General features: G+C 58.7%; 16 protein-coding genes. 10 read left to right on the forward strand and 6 right to left on the reverse strand.

Annotation, left to right across the window (positions count from 1 at the left end; translation table 11 throughout):
* Positions 1–529: 529 nt before the first annotated feature.
* Together J3A64_RS22705 and J3A64_RS22710 are read left to right on the forward strand one after the other, a co-directional pair.
* A complete protein-coding gene (locus J3A64_RS22705; RefSeq protein WP_017197871.1) occupies positions 530–1,474 on the forward strand; it encodes an ABC transporter ATP-binding protein in 945 nt (314 codons plus the stop codon).
* A gap of 2 nt (positions 1,475–1,476) precedes the next feature.
* Positions 1,477–2,310: an ABC transporter permease gene (locus tag J3A64_RS22710; protein ID WP_017197870.1), complete on the forward strand. Its 834-nt coding sequence runs from the start codon at positions 1,477–1,479 to the stop codon at positions 2,308–2,310.
* A 534-nt stretch (positions 2,311–2,844) separates the two neighbouring features.
* Here the strand turns inward: J3A64_RS22710 and J3A64_RS22715 are convergent.
* From J3A64_RS22715 to J3A64_RS24160, 3 genes are all read right to left on the reverse strand, one after another.
* Positions 2,845–3,750 (reverse strand): carbohydrate kinase family protein, encoded by a 906-nt coding sequence (locus J3A64_RS22715; RefSeq protein WP_210066287.1) that lies wholly within the window; start codon positions 3,748–3,750, stop codon positions 2,845–2,847.
* A gap of 73 nt (positions 3,751–3,823) precedes the next feature.
* A complete protein-coding gene (locus J3A64_RS22720; RefSeq protein WP_202801617.1) occupies positions 3,824–4,471 on the reverse strand; it encodes a uridine kinase in 648 nt (215 codons plus the stop codon).
* An 861-nt stretch (positions 4,472–5,332) separates the two neighbouring features.
* Complete coding sequence (locus tag J3A64_RS24160; RefSeq protein ID WP_083848011.1) at positions 5,333–5,992, reverse strand: HAD family phosphatase; 660 nt, start codon at positions 5,990–5,992, stop codon at positions 5,333–5,335.
* A gap of 522 nt (positions 5,993–6,514) precedes the next feature.
* Between J3A64_RS24160 and J3A64_RS22730 the strand changes: the two genes are divergently transcribed.
* Positions 6,515–6,817, forward strand: a complete 303-nt coding sequence (locus J3A64_RS22730) for an amidohydrolase family protein (RefSeq protein ID WP_210066289.1) — start codon at positions 6,515–6,517, stop codon at positions 6,815–6,817.
* A gap of 41 nt (positions 6,818–6,858) precedes the next feature.
* On the opposite strand, the gene J3A64_RS22735 is transcribed toward J3A64_RS22730, so the two are convergent.
* On the reverse strand, positions 6,859–7,587 hold the full coding sequence (locus J3A64_RS22735) for a GntR family transcriptional regulator (RefSeq protein WP_210066291.1): 729 nt from the start codon (positions 7,585–7,587) through the stop codon (positions 6,859–6,861).
* Positions 7,588–7,655: 68 nt separating this feature from the next.
* Here J3A64_RS22735 and J3A64_RS22740 point away from each other — a divergent pair, with 68 nt between their 5' ends.
* From J3A64_RS22740 to J3A64_RS22770, 7 genes are all read left to right on the forward strand, one after another.
* Complete coding sequence (locus J3A64_RS22740; RefSeq protein WP_017197864.1) at positions 7,656–8,432, forward strand: SDR family NAD(P)-dependent oxidoreductase; 777 nt, start codon at positions 7,656–7,658, stop codon at positions 8,430–8,432.
* 53 nt (positions 8,433–8,485) lie between these two features.
* Complete coding sequence (locus tag J3A64_RS22745; RefSeq protein WP_020372794.1) at positions 8,486–8,878, forward strand: sensory rhodopsin transducer; 393 nt, start codon at positions 8,486–8,488, stop codon at positions 8,876–8,878.
* A gap of 28 nt (positions 8,879–8,906) precedes the next feature.
* Positions 8,907–10,043: a mandelate racemase/muconate lactonizing enzyme family protein gene (locus tag J3A64_RS22750; RefSeq protein ID WP_017197862.1), complete on the forward strand. Its 1,137-nt coding sequence runs from the start codon at positions 8,907–8,909 to the stop codon at positions 10,041–10,043.
* Positions 10,044–10,080: 37 nt separating this feature from the next.
* A complete protein-coding gene (locus J3A64_RS22755; protein ID WP_017197861.1) occupies positions 10,081–11,538 on the forward strand; it encodes a sugar porter family MFS transporter in 1,458 nt (485 codons plus the stop codon).
* The gene (locus J3A64_RS22760) at positions 11,535–12,218 is read left to right on the forward strand and encodes a bifunctional 4-hydroxy-2-oxoglutarate aldolase/2-dehydro-3-deoxy-phosphogluconate aldolase (protein WP_017197860.1); all 684 of its coding nucleotides are present in this window, start codon (positions 11,535–11,537) and stop codon (positions 12,216–12,218) included. The genes J3A64_RS22755 and J3A64_RS22760 overlap by 4 nt, the downstream gene beginning before the upstream one ends.
* On the forward strand, positions 12,215–13,192 hold the full coding sequence (locus J3A64_RS22765) for a sugar kinase (protein WP_210066294.1): 978 nt from the start codon (positions 12,215–12,217) through the stop codon (positions 13,190–13,192). The genes J3A64_RS22760 and J3A64_RS22765 overlap by 4 nt, the downstream gene beginning before the upstream one ends.
* Positions 13,193–13,801: 609 nt before the next feature.
* On the forward strand, positions 13,802–14,386 hold the full coding sequence (locus tag J3A64_RS22770; RefSeq protein WP_210066296.1) for a DUF1349 domain-containing protein: 585 nt from the start codon (positions 13,802–13,804) through the stop codon (positions 14,384–14,386).
* A 185-nt stretch (positions 14,387–14,571) separates the two neighbouring features.
* Here J3A64_RS22770 and J3A64_RS22775 read toward each other — a convergent pair whose 3' ends face one another.
* Both J3A64_RS22775 and J3A64_RS22780 read right to left on the reverse strand, forming a co-directional pair.
* Complete coding sequence (locus J3A64_RS22775) at positions 14,572–14,721, reverse strand: hypothetical protein (RefSeq protein WP_210066298.1); 150 nt, start codon at positions 14,719–14,721, stop codon at positions 14,572–14,574.
* 12 nt (positions 14,722–14,733) lie between these two features.
* Positions 14,734–14,874, reverse strand: coding sequence for a hypothetical protein (locus tag J3A64_RS22780; RefSeq protein WP_210066300.1), 141 nt, complete (start codon positions 14,872–14,874; stop codon positions 14,734–14,736).
* Between the last annotated feature and the right edge of the window lie 138 nt (positions 14,875–15,012).

Genomic DNA, 15,012 nt, shown 5'->3' on the forward strand with positions numbered 1-15,012 from the left:
AAACAACAAGAATCCGCTGAGCGCCACCGTAACGGGGGCGCGCCTCAGTAAATCCCCAACCGGATTGTTCCTGAATCGGTCGTCCTTGCTGGCATTCATGCGGTATTAGGCCTTTCGACGATCGGCAATGGGTTCGGGCCGGAAGCCGCGCAGCCGGCTGTTGCAGAGAACCGACATCGTGGTCACGAAAGTCCTGCGCCTGAGCACTCCGAGAAAAAATTGAGAAAAATGGAGCTTCAATGTATTCCCCTTCCATCGGATGGATATATAGAAGGGCTTTCCCAGCATCCATTTTCTCATCCGAAATATCTGAAATGTGCAGGCCTAACAAAGAATTAGCGTAGATTCGGTCAACCCCATCCCGTGGGATTGGTCCAAGGCCTTTTGGCATCATCCCGGGGTACTAGAGGGCTGTATGAGGTTCATCCCCAAGCCCGATGGTTCACGTTCTTTTCGTGGCTAGCGTGGTTGGTGCAGTCAAGGATTTCATTTGGCACACCCCTGTGCTCCAAGAAGGGAACACTCATTCATGATCGAAGCAAAAGGCCTGACAAAGGCCTACGGCGAGAAGACCGCCGTCGGCGGCGTCAGTTTCACCGTCCAAGCTGGTCGGGTGACGGGCTTCCTTGGCCCGAACGGTGCCGGCAAGTCAACCACCATGCGCATGATCATGGGACTGGACGCTCCCACAGCGGGCTCTGTGACCGTGAACGGCGAACCGTTCGCCCAGCACAAGGCACCGCTCCGCGAGATCGGTGCCCTCCTGGACGCCAAGGCTGTCCACACGAGCCGCACCGCGTACAACCACCTTCTAGCCATGGCGGCCACGCACAGCATCCCCAAGAGCCGGGTCCGTGAAGTCATCGAGATGACTGGCCTGGGTGATGTCGCCAAGAAGAAGGTCAAAGGCTTCTCGCTCGGAATGGGCCAGCGCCTCGGAATAGCCGCCGCGCTGCTGGGTGATCCGCAGACCATCATCCTGGATGAGCCGGTCAACGGCTTGGACCCCGAAGGTGTCCTCTGGGTCCGTAATCTGGTCAAGCATCTGGCTTCCGAAGGCCGGACGGTCTTCCTTTCCAGCCATCTCATGAGCGAGATGGCATTGACGGCAGATCACCTGATTGTGATCGGCCGAGGCAGAATCATCGCCGACGCACCCATCGCCGACATCATCTCGGGGAACGGCGAGACCCGGACAAGCGTCCGCACGGACCAGCCGGGACGGCTCATGCAGCTGCTCGCCGGAAGTGGCGTTTCCGTGGAATTCCACGAGCGCGACCTGCTCAAAGTTTCCGGACTGGATCCGCGCGGCATCGCCCGGACAGCCCTTGACAACAAGGTGCTGGTCCACGAGTTGACGCCACACCGCGCCAGCCTCGAAGAGGCTTACATGGAACTGACAAAGGACGAGGTCGAATACCACTCGCGCGTCACCACCGGGGCCTCGGTTCCCGCCCAAGCCGGAAGGAAGTAGACATGAGCACCGCCACCGTGGAGCGAAACTCCGTCGGCCTTGGACCGGCATTCCACCGGGTACTGAACTCGGAATTCATCAAGTTCCGCACCCTGATGTCCACGCTGATCCTCCTTGCCTCCACCGCACTCGTCATGGTGGGCTTCGCAGCTCTCACAGCGTGGGGAACAGGCGCCGAGAAGGCTTCGGCCGACCCTGAAACCGCAGCAGCCCTAGCTGCCCAGGGCGCGAGTCTTACTGTAGGCATTCCCACCTCCGGTATCGCCTTTGCCCAGCTCATCCTTGGTTCTCTGGGCGTCCTGCTCATGAGCTCCGAGTTCACCACCGGCATGGCCCGCTCCACCTTTGCTGCCGCGCCCAAGCGCATGGTGCCGTTTCTGGCCAAGCTCATCGTAGTCATGGTCAGCGCCTTTCTCCTGACTGTGATTTCCAGCTATCTCGCCGGCTTGGTGGCACTCCCCATCCTGGGCAACTACGATCTCAAGCTGGACCTCAGCAGCTCGCAATCCGTCAAGCTTTTGATCGTCAACAGCATCTATGTAGCAGTTGTGGCAGCTATCGGCATGTCACTTGGAACAATTGTTCGCAACTCGGCCGGCGGCATCATGAGCCTGGTAGGTCTGTTCTTCGTGGCACCGCTCGCCTTCCAACTCATCCCCGGAAGTTTCTTCAAAGAAGCCAATAAGTACCTGCCCACAAGCACTATTGGCCCGCTAACCGCCGTCGAACATGTTCCGAACACACTTGAGGCGTGGCAAGCCGCCCTGGTGCTGGGTGCCTGGGTTGTGGTCCCAGTGGCCCTTGCCCTGGCGCTGCTCCAGAAACGCGACATCTAAAGTACAGAGATGCCTCTCCCGATACGGGACACCCAGTGGAGGAGGGCACATTAGTGAACGCATCGGGTTGACGGCGGCACGCTGCCGTCAACCCGATGATTTTTGGGAGCCTCTCCGGTTGCACGGATAGTCCTATGGTTCGATTGAGGGCGTGAACGAAGGGCCGCTGTGCTTGAGGCTCAGGGCGTCGCCTGTATAGCAATTCAGTAGGGGCGACTCCACCAACGCAGTCTTTGCCGTGAACGCCAGAATGAGGCCCGTGATAGACGGGGGTTTGAGGCGGAACGCGTCCTTAAGGCCGTCCAGCAGGGGTGACGCCTTTGCCCTCGGCACACTCTAATGGCTGGCAGACAAGCGTCCCGGGCTATCGGAGAATTGCCACCCTTTACAGTCCCGAGCTAGCGTTCGGCTGCGGCGCGATTGGCAAATTCGGCAGGTGTGCTGTTGAGCCGAGCTTTCACGGCTGCTCCTTGATGACTGCTTGTCTTTCCATTGGGCGACTCCATTTTCCGCACAGGCGACATAAAGAGAGAGCTATGGATTAGCGGAGGAGACCACTCTAGAGATTGAGCTCCAAGGTGAATAGGTGCCCCCAAGTACTGGGTGCATGTGCATGCTCTCAATGGCAATTCGGGCCTGGGCGGCCGCCAATGTGAGCGCATCAGCAACGGCAGCGCCGTGCAAGGTGGATGCCAGGAAGCCTGCCATGAACGCGTCCCCCGCGCCGTTGGTGTCCACCACTTCTGCGGGCATTGCGGAGACCTCATGCCGCGTCCCATCCGCCTCCATGGCGATTGCGCCGTCGGCGCCGCGGGTGCACACCGCCAGGCGAGGACCCCTTTCGAGGCAGCTGCTCAAGAGCTCCCAAGGATCCGCCGTGCGGTCGTCATTCATGAAAACGGCATGGGCAGCACGTAAGAATGGCTCGTGGAATGTCGAAGATCCATCGTAGTCGTGGAGGTCCACCCAGAGAGGCGTTCGCTGGACCTCGCCGCTTTCCAACAGCAGAGCCCCGAGTTCGCTGAGGTCAATCACGGCAACATCGGCCGTTGCCACCGCGGCTTCGGCCGTTCTAAGCCCCTTTGGAGTCGGCGTCGACGGGACCGAAACGTACAGGGATACCCGTTCGCCGTCGTCGGTCATGAGGTTGACATGGCGTTCAGTGTGCTCGGACCATATCTCCTCGACGGTCACCCCTGCTGTGGCAAGTGCGTAGTGGACCCGGCTGGCCTCATCGTCCTCTCCCAGAGGGGAGCACAAGCGCACGCTGACGCCAAGGTCCGCAAGGTGCAGAGCCTTGCCCGCCGACGTTCCGCCCACGGTCTGCCATGATCGGCGCGCGAACTGCATGTGGGCGACCGGCTCAGGGAGATGGTCAAGGAGGATGAGATAGTTCCACGACGAGGGACCGCAGAGCGCAACAACGTGTTTTCGAGTCATGTGACACTCATTCCGTGACGAGTCTTTGGTTCATCAGTGCTTTGGACCGGAAGTTCCCCTGATTCCAGCGGTCCTAAAGGCTGACTTCGTCCAGTAGTTCCTGATAGCAGGCTGGCGAGACGGCATGGGCTGTGAGAATGAGATCAGCTCGTTCCCAAGGCTTGTCGTGGTCGAGGAACGGGAATTCTTCGGCCATCCATTCCTGCTGGAGTTCAGGGGTCACTTCGCCCTGCTTGGCACGTTCCGCTTCCCGGCGGTTTATGAGGGGAAGGTCTGTTTTCAACCAGATTGAGTAGTCGATGAAGGGCATAAGCTCCAAACGCGAAGCGCCCACTCCTTCGATCACAAGGACGGCAGTTCCCTTTGGAACATGGATCGCTCCCGTTCTGCTGCGTTCCTCCCAGGCTGGCGGGCGGTAGGACACTTCTTCTCCTCGCAGGGCTGGCCTCAGAACGCCATCGATGAGGAGGTCCGACCACCCAAAGAACGAATGCCACCACGCCACGTCATCTGTTGCTACGGCAGCCCATCCCTGCTCGTCAGCTAACGCTTTGGCGAGTGTGGACTTTCCACTAGCACTTCGTCCATTGACAGCGACGACGAGGGGGCTTTCCGCTTCGCGCTTCCTGTTCAAGCCAACGGATGCCCGTTTGAGGATTAAGGAGCGAAGCGCAGAGGGACGCAAGGCACCACCGGTGGGGATTGTCAGTGGTAGTTCCATCGGGCGATCTTGAGGGTGCAGGGCGGGTTTCATGAGGTGTCTTTCCTTCGTCGATGGGGGGCTGCCAGTGTCATTCCGACGATGCTGGCGCGCCCATTTGGGGTCCGGTTCTGCGCGGCCGGACGTGGTCAAGGCTGAAGCGGAGAGCCCGATTTCAGTCCGATGGAAGCCAAAGCACATCCCATGGGCACTCTTTGATGAGAAATCATGCGTACGCAGTGTGGAAGTCTGACACGGGCCGCTTATCGGCAGGTGCGTCGGAGGTTCAGTCGATTGTGGTCTCGCTCAACGGGCCTCAGTTTGGTTCAGCAGGGAAGTGTGTTTTGTAAAGGCTGTGACGGGGAGATGCTCGCTGGGCAGGAAGCGACGGGCAGCTGGTTCCCATAGCACGTCCCATCTGGCTTCCTCTGCTGGGTCGTTCGGAGGCGGATCGGTGGCGGCTGGTCTTGGGTCCAAGGTCATCTAACCTTTCCGGCGGTTGGCGGGGTGGCGTGGCGACCCAGACGTACACAGGTACAGACATGCAGTTTGTAATTAATTTTGAACGAAAATTTAGTCCCTAAATCATTATGTGACCGTTTCTTGGAGGCGTCAAGACCCCCCGAGGGCGATTCGTCGCACCAGCGCCCTAGATCGTCGATGGGGCAGCCTCACCGACTCACTCACCCGATATGCCTGACGCCAGGCAGAACTAACGCGGAGAAAAATCGGCGTTCGGTGCTTCGAGGGTTTTGCTAGAGGTCCCGGAGGAAGCTTGCCGCCATCGTGCCCCCATAGCGCAGCTAAAGATCGGACCAATGTGAAGCAGATTTATTTAGGGCCGCGCGCCCTTCGTCCACGTAGGTCGCGGCTGCCAGTACTTCACTGCACGGCAAGTTGCTGGCACTGTCGAAGCAGCGTGTCGCTGTTTCTGTCGTATTGGTCAACTCGGATGACCTGCATACCTGCTGCGATTGCGGACTGTTGGCCAACGTCGCTATCCTCGACTGCGATACAACATTGAGCCGGAACTCCTAGCTTTTCGGCAGTCCGCAGATAAACATCCGGCGCCGGCTTAGGACGAGCAACCTCGTCCGCTGCCGTACTGGGTAGCTCCGGGAGGCGCGGATTGGTCAACATCAGAGAATTGTTCACTCTGGCCCTGGAACTGTTTGTAGCAATCCCAACAGGGATGCCTTGCAAGCGGAGCCACTCGACAGTCACGCGGGCATCACGAAAGGTTCGCAAATGCTTAGCCATGCCGGCCGAAAGGGCATCCATGTAGCATCGCGTCAGTACTTGTGGTTCAGGCAGCGCTGGCCTGGTTGCAGCAAAGTGAAGCGCGCACTCTCGAGAAGTCTTACCAACACTCCACCTCGCCTCCGGCGTCGTCAGACGGCTACCGAAGGACGCAAGGGTATTGGCCCAAGCTGCTTCGCAGAGCGGTTCGCTATCGATCAGAGTTCCGTCCAAATCGAAGATGAAGCCTGTCACAACCCCTCCGTTTCTCATAAGGGAACGCTCCTTGTGCATCCTAATCATTCGCTATTAAATAGATTATAATTTATCTATAATCTATGAAGCGGCGCTTTGTTGCGTTGGTGGGTATAACGCCATTTCCGCGGGCATCGGTCTCGCCGCCGGCCTGCTTCCTGACTGGGTACTCACCGGCACACCGGGGGAGACCGCCCGGCTACTCGCGGATCCAGCCGTGCGGAAAATTGTGAGGCAGGACTCCGATCGGTACTGGCGGTCCGTCAACAAGGGCCAGCGAAACCGTATTGTTCTGGGCACGGCACCAGGCTCAGCCCCATTCGAAGGCCTATCCTTCCTACAGTTGTCGGAATTGACGGCAAAGACGAGTGGGATGTCTTCTTCGATATCCTCTGCGCGGCGGGTTCTGCCATGGACCAAGTGCAGCTCACTGGCGAGCTCTTCACCAAAAAGCACCTCGCCGAGGCGATCAGCCACCCGCTCTTCCTGCTAGGCGTTGATGCCTAGACCAGCACCAAATCCGGTCCTCTCGCGGGCAAAACACAGCACCCTCTCTTCTTCCACGGGCATATGCATTACCTGTCCCACCACGTGTTCGAGCGCAAGGCGCTGACTTTCGCAGAAGCCATCCACAAAATGACCGTCAGTGTAGCTGAACACTTCGATATAAAGGGCAGAGGCTTCATACGTCCTGGATTCTACGCGGATATCGCTGTTTTCGATCCCGAAATCCTGCGAGCCACCGATACCTTCACCATGCCGGAAACATACGCCCAAGCGGCACGGTGGGTGGCCGTCAACGGTGAGCTCGTCGTTGACAACGGCGGCCACGCGCACCAATTACCGGGCAGATTCCTTCCCAGGGCTTCCTAGGCTGCGCTGGTTATGGCGGCGACAGTTAGGAAGCTCCGGATCTAGTCTTCCGTGACGTTTTGTTCTTCCATCAACAAAAGCCTCTGGGCGCTTCCGACGATGTGATCCTCCACCCGATCCCTGATGAGGTCCCTGTCGTTCGAGCGAAAGACGTCAACGAGCTCCTGGTGCTCCTGGGGGATGGCATGTATGGCACTGTGGCGTGCGGAAAGCTTGTAGATCTGCATTCTGATCCTGGGCTGAACGTTGTTCCAAATCTGCAGAGCATGGGTGGACTGCGCAGAACGCACCAGCGTCTCGTGAAATTTCAAGTCAAGGTCGTTCACGTCTTGCAGGACACCGGCGTTCGCAGCGCGGCGCATCTGGTCAACGATGCCCTGTAACACTGTCAGTGTTTCCTCCCGCCCTTCCAGTTGCTCCGCGGCGTAGGTCTCAATCGCCAGGCGTACCGGAAGAAGAACACCCAAAAGGTCAACGGGGGTTACCTCGCCGACGAACACCCCCCGGTTCGGGATATGGACCACAAGACCTTCGCTTTCGAGTTGACGAAGCGCTTCGCGCACAGGCCCTGGGCTCACAGCAAATTCCTGGCCGATAAGATCTTGCTTCAACTGTGCCCCCGGTGCCAGCAGGCCGCTCATGATGTCCTGACGCAAATAGTCGACGACCTGATGGCGGCGCGATGACACCTGCGGGCGTGGCCGGCCACTCCGGACCTCCGCCTCAGCTGATTCAGTAGACATGCTCCCCGCTTCCCTCTTTTGTTCCATGATACCCGTTGACAGATTATAAATAATCTATAATTATGGTTTTATTCCGTTTCCTTCGAGGAGAACTTATGAACAGCAAGACCATCTTGGTGACAGGCGCCGCTAACGGGATTGGAGAGGCGGTGTCACGTCAAGTAGTTGCTGCGGGAGGCGCGGTTGTTCTGGTGGACCGCGACGCCGACGCGATTGCGGCGATCGCAGCAGACCTTTCGTCCGGCAGGAGACAGGTCCGTCCCATGACCTGCGACGTCAGCAACGAGACTGAGGTCAAGGAGGTCTTCCGACGACTGCACGAGGAGGGCGTCCACATAGATGGATTGGTTACCGCGGCCGGAATAGACATCGGCGGGGCGGCGCACGAACTTTCCGTCGAGGACTGGCGCCGCGTTATGGACATCAATCTGACGGGCTCTTACCTCTTCTGCCGAGAGCTCCTGGGGAGGCTCGTACAGGAACAACGTCCGGGATCGATCGTGCTGTGCTCCTCTCCGGCCGCGTCAGTGGGATTCGCGGCCGGAGGCGCGACTGCCTATTCCGCTTCAAAGGGCGGCATCTCGGCCATGGTGCGCAGCCTCGCAGTGGACTATGCACAGTACGGCATACGAGTAAATGCCATCGTTCCCGGTCCCACGGAAACGAATCTGATGTGGGCCGCTGTTCCCGAAGACCAACGCGCCGCAATGCGGAATCAAATTGCACAAGAGGTGCCTCTCGGACGGATGGCATCCCCGGACGAACCCGCACGCGCGGCGCTATGGCTCCTTGGCAGCGATTCCTCTTACGTCACCGGGTCCCATCTCGTATGTGACGGCGGGGTCCTCGCTAAAGCTTCGATCAGTGTCTAGCACGCACTGGCTTCTTGCCTCCCTGATCCCCGATACATGAAAGAAGAAACCACATGACTAGTGAAGTACCGGCTATCGGTTCAACCGTTTGGGCCGTAGGCGATGGTTGGATTCCGCCCACAAGCACGGGTCCAGCACCAGAGATGATCAGCCATGACAGCATCTGCATCCTCAACGCCAGCCAGCAGCACGCGGACATCGAGGTCTACGCATATTTCCAGGACCGCGATCCAGCTGGTCCCTTCAGGCTGGGAATTGGAGCCGAACGCATCCATCACCAGCGGCTGAACGATCTCTCGGAGCCGGAAGAAATCCCCCGCGGAACCGACTACTCCCTTGTCATTCGTTCTTCGGCTCCCATTGTCGTGCAGCACACCCGTCTGGACTCGCGACAAGCCGAAAATGCCCTCATGTCGACTATTGCCTACCCCCTTAACAACGCCTAACCCCAGGCCCCCCTGCAAAGGAACACCTATGAAAATCGTCGGAATCAAAGCGGCCGGACTGCGAGGCGCCACCCCAGCTGGTGGTTGGGAGGAAGAACTTACCAACGACGACGTCGTCCACACACTAATTTCCGTCCACACCGAGGACGGACTAATCGGCGTTGGCAGCGTCTTCACCAGCGAAGCGCTCGTCAAGGCGGCGCTGGAACTCCTAACGCCATACCTTATTGGGGAAAATGCCCTCGAACCGGAGCGCGTCGCCGAGCGACTGCACCGCACAACCTTCTGGATGGGACGAGGGGGATCAGTCACCCACACCATTAGCGGGATTGACACCGCGTTGTGGGACATTCTCGGCCAGGCTACCGGACAGCCTGTCGGTCGACTCCTCGGTGGACGATACCGGGAAAAGGTGCGTGCCTACGCTTCATTGCTCATGCAGGAACCTATCAAGTTGAGCGAGCACCTTACCAATTTGAAAAGCAGAGGGTGGACGGCCTTCAAGATCGGCTGGGGTCCCTTCGGTCGCGTCAGCGCTCAGCTTGACGAGGCTATCGTCGCTGCAGCCAGGGAAGCTGTTGGACCTGACGCGCTGCTGATGGTCGACGCTGGAGCCAGCGACAGCGCCTGGAGTAACGGGTACAAGTGGGCGCTGAAGACCTCGCACATGCTCGAACACTACAACGTCGAGTGGTTCGAAGAGCCGCTGCCGCCAGACGCCCTCGAAGATTTCGTTGCGCTTAGGAGGGCTGCCCCTGTAGCGATCTCCGGGGGCGAAGTACTTACTCGCCGACAGACGTTCGTTCAATGGTTGGACCGCGGTGCGTTCGACATCGTCCAACCAGACGTCACGAAAGTTGGAGGGCTCAGCGAACAGCGACGGATTGGTTGGGCGGCACAGGACCACGGGATCAAGCTAATTCCACACGGCTGGAACACAGCGCTGGGGCTGGCCGCTGACCTCCAACTTGCGTCCGCCCTCCCTGAGACGGACCTCATTGAGTATGTCGACGGGTCACCGTACGTGGATGACATCGTCACCACCCCCTGGGCCTTGGACACCAACGGACTCCTAACTATCCCCGAGTCACCCGGGCTCGGCGCATCGCTCGATCCCGAGGCCGTGAAGTTCTACACCCACGGCGTGGACATCTTCACCCTTTAAATTCCTCCCCCTACGCATCAAGGACAACGAGGTCATCATGCACCACCCCCCTACAGCCCTGTCGACCGGATCGGCATCAGCATCCATGACAGGCAAAGTTCTTTTCTATTCCATCGCCGCGTCGGCCGGCGGATTCCTCTTCGGCTTCGACACCGCCGTCATTAACGGAGCCGTAGGCGCGATCGAGGAAGTCTTCGAGATCTCCACCTTCCTGCTCGGCATGATCGTTGCCGCCGCATTATTTGGTGCCGCCGTGGGAGCGAGCATCTGTGGCTACCTCGCCGACTGGTGGGGACGCCCACGAGTAATGCTCATCGCCGCTGTCTTCTTCTTTGGCTCCGCCTTGGGCAGCGGGCTGGCGACCAGCGGCACTGAGATGGCCATATGGCGCTTCATCGGCGGGATCGCTGTAGGCATAGCCTCCGTCATCGGCCCCCTCTACATCGCCGAAATTTCGCCCTCAGCAGTACGAGGACGCCTCACATCATTCCAGCAAATGTCCATTGTTCTCGGCATATTCGCAGCTCTGCTCGCTAATGCCTCCATCGCCAATGCACTCGGAGGTGCCGACGCAACGGGCTGGCTCAACCTACCGGCATGGCGCTGGATGCTTCTGGCCGGAATACTCCCGGCAGCCGTATACGGGTCGCTGGCCCTCCTTCTCCCGGAATCACCCCGCTACCTGGTCAGTCGAGGAAAAACGGCCAAGGCAACTACGCTTCTTGCCTCACTTCATAAGATCTCGGCAACAGAAGCTGTCGACCAGACCGCGGCCATCGCCCGAACAACAGGCTCCGGGGACCGGGCTCGGTTCGGTGAGCTCGTCAGCCGCCGCACCGGCTTCCTACCCATCGTCTGGGTCGGCATTGGACTCGCAGCACTCCAAGCGCTGGTCGGCATCGATGTCATCTTCTACTACTCCACCTCCCTCTGGCAGTCGGTCGGCTTCGAGGAATCCGACGCCTTCGCCCTATCCACCTTCACATCGGTGGTTAACGTGCTCGCAACAATCGTTGCCATCTTCTTCGTCGACAAGGTAGGACGCCGCCGGCTATTGAAGATCGGCTCTGCCGGCATGGCGGTGAGTCTTGCTCTCACAACCATTGGCTTCACTCAGGCAACCATCGTTGATGGCACACCGCAATTTACGAACACATGGGGACCTCTTACTCTCGTGGCCGTCAACTTGTTCGTCATCTTCTTTGCCATATCTTGGGGGCCTGTCATTTGGGTTCTCATCGGTGAGATGTTTCCGAACCGCATCCGCGCCCTCGCAGCTTCCGCGGCAGCAGGAGCAAACTGGGCCGCAGGGATCATCGTCAATCTCACATTTCCCTCCCTACGGGATGTCTCCCTGCCCATGAGCTACGGCATTTACACAGCATTCGCAATCCTGTCGTTCATCTTTGTGCACAGGTTCGTGCCTGAAACGGCCAGTAAGTCGCTCGAAGACATGTCCTCCGATCTTGAAAATATCCCAGGAGGTAACTCATGATTCCCGGCTCGTCCAAAAGCCAGACCTTCAAGTCAACGAAAGAACACGCTTCCGCCAGTAACTTCGGCTCGCCGGCCTCGGTTGACCATGCCCTCCAGCTGATCAACGCGGCTCAAGTCCTGCCTGTCATACGCGCTTCCAACCCAGCACAGGCCTACCAAACAATCCAGGAGATTGCCCAATGCGGTCTCGGCATTGCCGAACTCACAGCGACCACCCCCGCCTGGGTCGACCTTGTATCCCGTACGCGCCGGGACTTCCCGGACCTCTTGGTTGGTGTCGGCACCCTGTTCACTGCGAATGACGCCCTCCGTGCGCTCAAGGCCGGTGCCCACTTCCTCGTGAGCCCGTGCCCCGCACCGGATGTGGCAGCTGTGGCCGCAGCTCACAACGTCCTCTTTATCGAGGGCGGCCTCACCCCTGCAGAGCTAGCCAGTGCTAGTACACAGGGAGTCGCCAAGCTGTTCCCCGCACATCTCGGGGGACCAAAGTACCTGCGTTCCCTCCGCAGCATCCTGCCTGATGCAAAGATCATCCCAACCGGGGGGATTGCAATTGATGATGTCCCAGATTGGTTGGCAGCTGGAGCGTTCGCTGTGGGCATCGGCAGCGAATTGGCCAGCGGCCACGAACTGAAAATCAATCTTCAACGGCTCTTAGCCTTCGGAGAATCATTGTGACCCTAAAAATTGCCAGCATCGGCGAGGCGATGCTCGAACTAACCCACCAGTCTCCGAGAACACTGACACTCGGTTTCGCCGGCGACACCCTCAACACAGCGGTCTATCTCTCCCGACTTGCCGGAAATCTGCATCAGATCGATTACGTCACCCGCGTGGCACGCGATTGGTACAGCGATGAACTACTAGCGGCAATCCAGGGGGAAGGAATAGATACCTCCCTTATCGTGCGTACGCAGTCGGGGAACGCGGGACTTTATCTCGTGCGAACCGACACGGCAGGGGAGCGGACCTTCACCTACTACCGCTCAAGCTCTGTCGCGCGAGGTCTCTTCGGACCAGATCAAGGCCCGGAGCTCGACGAGCACTTGGCCGGGTACGACATAATCTACCTCTCCGCGATTTCCCTACAGATCCTGACCCCGGGAGCACGCCAGAGGCTATGGACGCTTATGGAAAGGGTCCGATCGGCGGGAGGTTCTGTTATCTTCGACTCCAACTACAGGTCCGCTGGTTGGACCACCCCCGATGAAGCCCGATTCGCTATAGAAGAGACGCTCAAGCGTACGGACATTGCCCTTCCCACTTACATCGACGAAGCCCAGCTATATGGCGACTCGTCCCCCGAGGCCACAGCCCATCGAATCCATGGGCTGGGAGTTCCCGAGATCGTAGTCAAGGACGGCAGGGACGACTGCGTCGTCCGTCTCGGAAATGAGATTTTTCATGAACCCGCGCTGCCAGTGCAACACGTTGTAGACACCACAGGGGCGGGTGACGCATTCAACGCCGGATACATCAATGCACGACTGGGAGGCATCCCGCCTCAACATGCCGCCGCCGCCGGCCACCGCATTGCAGCACAAGTCATCCAAATGCCCGGCGCAATAATTCCCCATCTGAACGATGTTCAGATGACTCCGCAATCGTTGGGACAATCTCCTGCCGCAGGTACTCGGCGTTGGCAGCACTGAACGAGAAAGACCGACCGCGGGCACTGCCAAAGAACAGGCAAAATGGTATCGCGGTGGCCGGGTTGAAGGGACGTAGCCGGGACCCCTTAGAGTTCATCGTCAACACAGCAGCTGCCCACACCCCTCTAAGTCATGAGCTAGGAGATCCCGGTGCAAAGTCGTGGACTGACCAGGGCCCCTAGGCGCTGGGACCAAGTGATTAAAGGAGACCGAGTAGAAGTAGCCCTAGAGGGACTTGGAATCCAACACGGTGTAGTTGACCTAGCATCCACTGACGGGGACATGGTCTGGGTTATTGTCAGCCTGGGCGAGCGGAGACTTGTTCACAAGGATGAAGGAACCGATCTCATACGAAGTTCCCAGGTACGCGACAAGCAATTCCCCTGTCCATGCCAATATCGGGCACGACCAGTTGCACCTGAAGCGATGCAAATAAACCAAATAGAATTGCAAGAAGTCATCTAGCGTCGCACGCCCGCCTGCCAGAGGACACACCATCGAAGACCAGGTAGTCCCCGGATGACTTCGTTCTACTAATGACAGAAGCTAAAGCGAGGTCCAGCCGTCCCCGACTAGTAGATCCGACCCGCTGCCTCAATGAAGGGACCCATGCAACATTTTCTAAAGATCGCCGAATGGACAACCGTTCCCGTCACCAATCACTTCGACGGACGGCTTCTGCACATTGAAGCTGCCAAAGGAAGTGATTTCTGGCAAGAAACCCACTATGGATTCAAGCGTGACTCAGGCCATGCCCTTCTTGCACCCATCGACCTGCAGGGTTCTCTCGAAGTAACTTTCCAGACAACCTTTGGCACCCTCTACGACCAAGCAGGACTGATGATCCGAAACGATGAGGCAGAGTGGATAAAAGCCGGCATCGAAATCAACGACGGCGCCCCCCACGGGGCCGCCGTCGTGACCCGTGGACAATCTGACTGGTCTCTGAGCCCAACCCCTGATTGGGCTGACCAGGAAGTCACTATCCGCGCGAGCTGGCGAGATGGCGCGATCACAATCAGGGCAAAAAAGGACCAAAGGCCCTGGAGCATGCTGCGCGTGGCCCCCATGACAATAGGCCCAACCACCAAGGCCGGGCTGTACGTCTGCTCTCCCGAACGTGCCGGCCTCCGGGTCTCATTCACAAGGGCAAAATTTGGACCACCCGACGCTGAACTCCACTCAGAACCGTAAAAAATCCGTGAAATGCGGCTTTTCCTGCTGGAGGAAGCTGACCTGCGATGGGAACTTCCCAAGCACGGTATCCCAGAGCTGGCGAACGCCTTGAGCACATAGTCAAGCAACGTCTGTAAGGAAGCCTGGGCAGAAGGGCAGGGTCCTCCATTTCAAGCCGTCCTATTCTGCTGCCGTTCCACAGCTCAGCTTTGGAGAAACCGCAGGACCGCCAGCCAGCGACGGCGCTCGATCTGGCTTTGGGATAGATCCAACTTCATAAAGATGGAGCCGACGTTCTTCTCGACTACACCAATGGACAGGTGCAGCTTCTGCGCGATGCCGGCATTGCTCATCCCTTGAACCATCTACTCCAAGACCTGAACCTCGCGGAAAATCAGGCGGCCCAAGCCCTTGTGGGCATAAGCGCCACGTACCAATTGCGTGGCGACTTCCGGCCCGAGAACGCGCGGCGAAGGGACGTAACACGACGCGGTCAACTTCGCCACGCGCGCTCCTCCCTAATATGAGGTCATCCGCGTTTTCCATAACCCCCTCACGCATCATTGTCCGAGCAGCGCTACTTGGTTCGTTCATGTCCAGGTCGACGAGAAGTCTGGATATGTAGGGCAGGGCACTCTGTGGTG

The organism is Pseudarthrobacter sp. PvP004 (assembly GCF_017876035.1).
GTDB classification, from domain to species: Bacteria; Actinomycetota; Actinomycetes; order Actinomycetales; family Micrococcaceae; genus Arthrobacter; species Arthrobacter aurescens_A.

Coding starts and splice junctions, on each gene's coding strand:
- J3A64_RS22705 (WP_017197871.1), top strand. CDS start 530: ATGATCGAAGCAAAAGGCCTGACAAAGGCCTACGGCGAGAAGACCGCC.
- J3A64_RS22710 (WP_017197870.1), top strand. CDS start 1,477: ATGAGCACCGCCACCGTGGAGCGAAACTCCGTCGGCCTTGGACCGGCA.
- J3A64_RS22715 (WP_210066287.1), bottom strand. CDS start 3,750: ATGACTCGAAAACACGTTGTTGCGCTCTGCGGTCCCTCGTCGTGGAAC.
- J3A64_RS22720 (WP_202801617.1), bottom strand. CDS start 4,471: ATGGAACTACCACTGACAATCCCCACCGGTGGTGCCTTGCGTCCCTCT.
- J3A64_RS24160 (WP_083848011.1), bottom strand. CDS start 5,992: ATGATTAGGATGCACAAGGAGCGTTCCCTTATGAGAAACGGAGGGGTT.
- J3A64_RS22730 (WP_210066289.1), top strand. CDS start 6,515: ATGCATTACCTGTCCCACCACGTGTTCGAGCGCAAGGCGCTGACTTTC.
- J3A64_RS22735 (WP_210066291.1), bottom strand. CDS start 7,587: ATGGAACAAAAGAGGGAAGCGGGGAGCATGTCTACTGAATCAGCTGAG.
- J3A64_RS22740 (WP_017197864.1), top strand. CDS start 7,656: ATGAACAGCAAGACCATCTTGGTGACAGGCGCCGCTAACGGGATTGGA.
- J3A64_RS22745 (WP_020372794.1), top strand. CDS start 8,486: ATGACTAGTGAAGTACCGGCTATCGGTTCAACCGTTTGGGCCGTAGGC.
- J3A64_RS22750 (WP_017197862.1), top strand. CDS start 8,907: ATGAAAATCGTCGGAATCAAAGCGGCCGGACTGCGAGGCGCCACCCCA.
- J3A64_RS22755 (WP_017197861.1), top strand. CDS start 10,081: ATGCACCACCCCCCTACAGCCCTGTCGACCGGATCGGCATCAGCATCC.
- J3A64_RS22760 (WP_017197860.1), top strand. CDS start 11,535: ATGATTCCCGGCTCGTCCAAAAGCCAGACCTTCAAGTCAACGAAAGAA.
- J3A64_RS22770 (WP_210066296.1), top strand. CDS start 13,802: ATGCAACATTTTCTAAAGATCGCCGAATGGACAACCGTTCCCGTCACC.
- J3A64_RS22775 (WP_210066298.1), bottom strand. CDS start 14,721: ATGAGCAATGCCGGCATCGCGCAGAAGCTGCACCTGTCCATTGGTGTA.